Origin of the sequence: Bacillus sp. JJ1521 (assembly GCF_036965165.1) — a bacterium.
GTDB lineage: Bacteria > Bacillota > Bacilli > Bacillales > Bacillaceae_L > Ferdinandcohnia.
Genome location: NZ_JBALOX010000231.1, coordinates 375 through 6,373 on the forward strand (window position 1 = coordinate 375; position 5,999 = coordinate 6,373).

A 5,999-nucleotide genomic window follows, 5' to 3' on the forward strand; every position below is an offset into this window, starting at 1 on the left:
AATCTTTCCATTCTGCATAAGATTCTGGATCTATATTTTTTAACTTTTTCAAAAATGATGGTAACATACCTAATCTTTTCAAATCGTTAAACAGTTCCTTTGGTCTTGACCGAATCTTTGTACATGAATTATAATGATCTATTACTTTTAATTTTTTTCCCCCATTTTGCCTAGTTACGATAATATGGGACATTCGTGCGTCCAATCTAGTAAACTTTAAACGCTTAATTTCTTTTAGCATGAATAGAATTTCCTTCGTCATATTATCAGATATGAACCCTTTAGACTGTAAATACTGGAATAAAGTTGGACCCTCAAAATATTCCATAATAATAAAGTTCGGCCCTACCTCATATAGCCTTGGAATAATAGGAGACTCCTGTGCAACTTTTAATACATCCCCCTCTTTACGAGCTCTTTCTGGTTTACCGTAAATTTTTACACATTTATCTGAAGAAATTCTAAAGACAGCTCCTTGATTCCCCTTGCCTATTAGCGGATACGACGTTGGATTATTAATTACCTCTACTTGATGTTTCCCTTGAACTACACGAATTGATTTAATATCCTCCAATTATTACCACTCCCTTAATTCTTCTAATATATATATAATGCTTACCGTTGGAGTTTGCTTGGACAGGAGCCAATTCGTGATAAAAGAGGCTTTTAAACATCAAATAGGTAATTCAAACACTAAATTATTAAGAATACTTTAGTAAATTCTTGATAAGTAGATAGCATTCTATTATTTCCATCCAGTATAATAGTCCTTCGAATTATTTAAGATTTCAGGCAGATTTTCTGCGCGTTTTATAAGTGCTCTTGCAAAAACTTTTTTTTCTTTTGATGTGATTTTCCAAGAGTCAGGAATAAGGTCCATTATCTCTAAAATATCTTCCTTACTAATTCTTTGTATTTCTTTAATAGCTTTATCGAAAGGATTACTTCCCCTCACATATGGGACAAATTGATCATATAGTTCTCCTCTGAAAGAATAATTTGTTATATTTTGATATTTGTTTAACATTTCTATATTCCATCGAAGAGCCCCTAATACAAGTTCTGTAGAAGTAAATGCAATTCCATGATCAATTAGATACCATTTATTCGTTTTCTTATCTAATAAAATGTTAGCCATTTTATTAGCACGGTCCCAGTTAAGTACCCAATGATCAAAAGCAATCACCCAAGGTATAAGGTGCCTGTTAGTTAGATTAATAAAGTCTTCCTTAGATTTAGGCTCGGAAACTTCTGTATGAAAAAGGGTACCCCAGGCTATGCCTGGTTTTAGGTTAGCTAAATTTGGAAAAGTTGCTTTATCAGGTAGTAATTCAGGTATAACATGGATAAAAGATGTAGAAAATGTCGGGAGATTAAGCATTTTTGCGAGCATTGTTCCAATATAGTCATTAGCAATACACCTTCTACCCTGTTTATTTCCAGGCAGTTTTACTACATATAAATGACCATTTGAACATTCATATAATTGGCTTTGCATAGCACTACCTTCGATAGAACTAATATGCCGTACTGCTACTAACAAAGAATTTGAGTCATATTGCAAAATGATTCATCTCCTTATCTCTGGTAGAGAATTATTTTTTCGTTTTCACTGTCGAACTGACTAAAGGGGGGAGTATATTTTGATAATAATGATATTTTTGAATGTAACTCGGAAAGTTGTCTATTAGCGGATCATATGGGAGACTTTCATTTATGTTCAATATCCTTTTATAGATGTTTAGGTAATTCTCTGCCATCAGGTTGACCGTGAAAAAATCAATAACGTACCTCCGGAGGTTTTTTGGTTTAACCGGAAGTTCTGGTTGTTTTAATTTTTCAATCATCTCTTCTGTTGTACTACAAATCATATAAGGGAAACCTTTCATTACTTCAGCCACTGAGCCTTTGTTAAAAGTCAATACAGGTGTTCCGCAAGCCATAGCTTCAATCATTACGAGACCGAATGGTTCGTCCCATGTGCTAGGGAACAAAAGGCATCTAGCATTTTTAAGTAAATCTTGTTTCTGTTGTCCACCTACAGATCCAACGTATATTAGGTTAGGATTTTTCTCCAACCTTGGTTTAATATTGTTATAAAACAATTCTGGATCATGGATAGGTCCCGCAATTACAAGTTTTTTTCCTATACTTTCTGCAACATTAATTGCATGTAAAATACCCTTTTCTCGGACAAGTCTACCCATAAACAATAAATAATCATCTTTTTTAGACTTGAATTGGAACTCCTCAGGTCTAAGTCCGTTATGAACATAAAATCCCTTCCCACCACCTATTACCTGTAGACTATTACTGCTTACGTAAACGGGATTATTAACATTTAGTTGGAAGGGAAGATGGATTGTATTGACTACCGGAATATGAAAATTTCTAAAACGACCAATTGCTGCTGAAAATGTATGATCATGAATTATGTCAACATTTTCAGGTAAGTTCTCCAATACAAAACGGCCGATTTTTTCATCATCTCTTTCTAAAAATGGATAGTGAATGATCTTTCCACTGCTTTTACTTCCTTTTGGTGCAAATAGTGTGATGTCGTATCCCATCTGGATAAGCTCCTCGGTTAGTTCAGAAACGACTCGTTCTGTTCCTCCATCCCTTACCGGTGGAATAATCTCACTATTCGGAGCAATGTGCACAATTTTCAATTTTACACCTCCATACCTTTTTTATCTATAACATATATATTGATTTAGAACATATATATGTTATAACAATTTTATGGTTATGAAAATTGTCATTAATTACAATAAATACGCATTTTACATATATATTATAATGATCAACGTGAGGTGAGTGAAAATAATTTTTTTTTCAATTGCAACTGCATCGCAATTACCACGTGTATTTGTTCTTGCAAGATCACTTAAACGTCACCATCCAAATTCAAAGTTTGTTCTCCTTTTACTTGAAAGGACGGTTCATCTTTCAGCAGAATATTCTTCATTTATTGATGAAGTAAAACTTCCAAAAGATATTAAAATTAATGAATGGGTATACCTTTTGTTTGCACATTCCTCCATTGATGTTTCAGGAGCGTTTAAGGGGCATTTTTTTAAATATTTATTGGAAAAATATCCTGAAGGGGAGATAATTGTTCATGTGGATCCCGATATGTATGCATTGGGACCGTTTGATGAACTAGTTGCAGAAACTACGAATGCTCCAATAGTTTTAGTCCCTCATCTTTTGGAACCATCAAGTGAAGGTGAATTTTACAGAGAACTTTTAATTCTTCTTGATGGAGTTTTTCACAGTGGATTAATAGCTGTAAAAAATTGCAAAGAATCAAAACGATTTTCATCATGGTGGGGAAATTTATCATTGAGCCATGTTGACGATATGACAGCTGGAAATTATATGGATCAAAAATGGTTAAGTTACGCTCCTAATTTTTTCGATACAGCAATCCTTTACCATCCGGGCTATTTTGTTGCTTCTTGGAATCTACATGAAAGAGGAAATAAGCTAATTAGAGAGAACGGAGGCTTTATGCTGGAAAATGTACCACTCCGTTGTTTCGGATTCCATAATATAAATGGAATATTTGATCGGGCAATCCAAGCATTCTCAAATGATGAAAATGAAACTTTGAAGGAAATTATCTTCATATACCAACAAGAATTACGATGGATGGATTGTAGTCATTTTCTTCCAGAGGAATGGGGCTATGGATATTTTGGAGACGAGACCAAAATTTCTGATAAAGATCGGCTAAAATATAGGGAAAGTGAATCACTACGTCACAAAATTCCTAATCCATTTTTAGTTTCTGCAAAAGAATTTAGGAATGGAGGAATTTAAACAATGATTTTCGGTACTGTAATTACAGCCAGCCATTGGCCAAAGGCGAAGTTACTTGCAGCTTCCATTAGGCGTTCAATACCAGATGCAAAAATCGTAATATGTCTTGTTGAACGGACTATTCCAGATGAGTTAAGAGGAACAGATGAAATATGGCTTGCCAAAGATTTGAGTAATACTGGTGATTTTGATAAACGAATCTTTCGGTACAAACCTTTTGAAGCATGCTGTTCTGTTAAGCCATTACTTCTACGTGAATTAATGATTCGTTTTCCAGAAGAAAATCATTTTGTAATAATTGATTCCGATATACAGGTATTTTCTCCATTTAAAGAGATAGAGGATCTTCTAACTAAACATCCAATTATACTTACTCCACATCATTTAAATTATAAAGCTCCACCGTGGCTGTACAACTATGCGTTACTATATGGGATCTTTAATGCAGGCTTAATTGCAGCAAACTCTTCAGAAACTTCAAGACGATTTGCAGAATGGTGGATAGAGCGCACTCATCGTCACGCACAATTTGATATAAAAAAAGGACTTTTTGCCGAACAGCGCTGGTTAAATTTTTGCCCCGTTCTCTTCCATGCGAAACCAATTAAGCACCCTGGCTACAATGTAGCATCATGGAATTTACATGAACGAAATGTGTCCCGGTCTAGTCAAGGAGAATTTATGATTAATGGCGAGCATTTACGTTGTTTTCATTATCATAATCACCAAGAATTGTTAAAGAGGTGTAAGGAAGGAGAATTTAACAATAATTCTACTCTTCTTGAACTAGTAAATTCATATGTAACAGCTCTGAAAAATTTAAACGAAGTTACACGCAACCAATGGAGTTATGGGTATTTTGAAAATGGAGAAGAAATTAATGAAGAAACACGTAAAATTTATGGGAAGAATATCGGTTATGAAAAGCTTCCAATGAGTCCATTTGAACTCTCAAATAATTCGTTTATGATTTAAAATTCAAGTATGTTATTGACTTTTAGATTCCTAATAAAGTGAGATAGTAGTGATCTCATCTATTTTTGATACACTTTGATGCTTTTTGGTTTTATGTTTAGTTGAGCATAAAAAATTTGATTAGTCTTCCTTATGTCATTCAATATGCTCTTCTTGATTATCAAAGATTGTGAAATAGTGTACTTAAGCTAACGGGTGCGATAGTCCAAGATTATCGCTTATTTTTGTTGAGGTTATTAAGCCATCGGAACAGTTTAGCTTAAAAAGAAGGGAATTTATCTCTTTAATAGAATAAATAGGAAAAGAATTCCTAGGAGGGTTTTTATGTTTTTCGAAATGACTTATCAGGTTCGGGTCACTGATATAAAAGAAGGTCAAAAGTGGTATGAAACTTTTCTAAATAAGGCTCCCGATTTTATTCCACATGAAGGATTTGTGGAATGGGAACTAATACCTGGTTGCTGGCTGCAAGTGGCAGAGGGGGAACCGACTGAAGGCAGTGGCCCCCTTCGTTTAGGGATCAAAGATATAATTGCACAAAAGGATAGGTTAGTTCGAGAATTGAATGTTGAAAATTTCGAAGTATTCTCACGTCAAGAAGTACCTGTAAAATGGGGAACTTTTACTGATCCTTGGGGAAATCGCATTGGGTTATTTGAATACGTAGACAAGATAGAAGAAAACCTACGGATTAATACCATTTTGAATAAAATAGAAGTTTAATTTTCTTCTTCAAAAAACGGGTGCGATTCTTCCATAGTGAAGGATCGCTTTTTCCTTATTCAAGTAACGAGGCAGTATAGTTTAATAACAGTAAAATTATGTTAAAAAGGTGTTATAATAAGCTTTATTCTAATAACTAATTAAAGGAGTAAGGAATGATTAACTTTAAAAATATGAGTACAAAAGAAAAAGTATTGTTTGCTGTAAATCCCCAACTCTACCTAATAGGAAAAGGAACGCAAAAGGCTATTGAAAAAGTTCAAAGTATTTCTGAAGATGAAAATTCAACAATGGATAAATTAAAAGAAGAAGCAGCACGTCAAGAAATTATAGCTCAAGTATCGGAAGCCCAAGCAAGGGTTTCTCAAGAATTAGCTATTGCACAAAGAATTAATACTGCTCAAGAGGTAGAAATAGAGGAGTTTTATGATACATCTGGAAAAGGTGGATTAAGTGCCAATATTACAGAAGGG

At 34.1% G+C, this 5,999-nt stretch carries 6 protein-coding genes and 1 pseudogene; 4 read left to right on the forward strand and 3 right to left on the reverse strand.

The features are described 5' to 3' along the window. From V7147_RS23150 to V7147_RS23160, 3 genes and pseudogenes are all read right to left on the reverse strand, one after another. Nucleotides 1-574: pseudogene (locus V7147_RS23150) on the reverse strand (hypothetical protein); the annotation flags it as partial. Nucleotides 575-745: 171 nt separating this feature from the next. After that, a complete protein-coding gene (locus V7147_RS23155; protein WP_335370157.1) occupies nt 746-1,564 on the reverse strand; it encodes a HipA family kinase in 819 nt (272 codons plus the stop codon). A gap of 31 nt (nt 1,565-1,595) precedes the next feature. Next, nucleotides 1,596-2,663: a glycosyltransferase family 4 protein gene (locus V7147_RS23160; RefSeq protein WP_335370162.1), complete on the reverse strand. Its 1,068-nt coding sequence runs from the start codon at nt 2,661-2,663 to the stop codon at nt 1,596-1,598. Nucleotides 2,664-2,820: 157 nt separating this feature from the next. Here V7147_RS23160 and V7147_RS23165 point away from each other — a divergent pair, with 157 nt between their 5' ends. From V7147_RS23165 to V7147_RS23180, 4 genes are all read left to right on the forward strand, one after another. Beyond that, nucleotides 2,821-3,828, forward strand: a complete 1,008-nt coding sequence (locus V7147_RS23165; RefSeq protein WP_335370158.1) for a hypothetical protein — start codon at nt 2,821-2,823, stop codon at nt 3,826-3,828. Nucleotides 3,829-3,831: 3 nt separating this feature from the next. Beyond that, nucleotides 3,832-4,803, forward strand: a complete 972-nt coding sequence (locus V7147_RS23170) for a hypothetical protein (RefSeq protein ID WP_335370159.1) — start codon at nt 3,832-3,834, stop codon at nt 4,801-4,803. Between the two features lie 324 nt (nt 4,804-5,127). Continuing rightward, entirely contained in the window at nt 5,128-5,526 is a 399-nt protein-coding gene (locus V7147_RS23175) for a VOC family protein (RefSeq protein WP_335370160.1), read from the forward strand. 155 nt (nt 5,527-5,681) lie between these two features. Beyond that, on the forward strand, nt 5,682-5,999 hold a 318-nt coding region (locus V7147_RS23180; RefSeq protein WP_335370161.1), incomplete at its 3' end, for a hypothetical protein.

What these genes read in the sequence shown, in the direction of transcription:
- V7147_RS23170 (WP_335370159.1), top strand. Translation starts at nt 3,832, where the DNA reads ATGATTTTCGGTACTGTAATTACAGCCAGCCATTGGCCAAAGGCGAAG.
- V7147_RS23175 (WP_335370160.1), top strand. Translation starts at nt 5,128, where the DNA reads ATGTTTTTCGAAATGACTTATCAGGTTCGGGTCACTGATATAAAAGAA.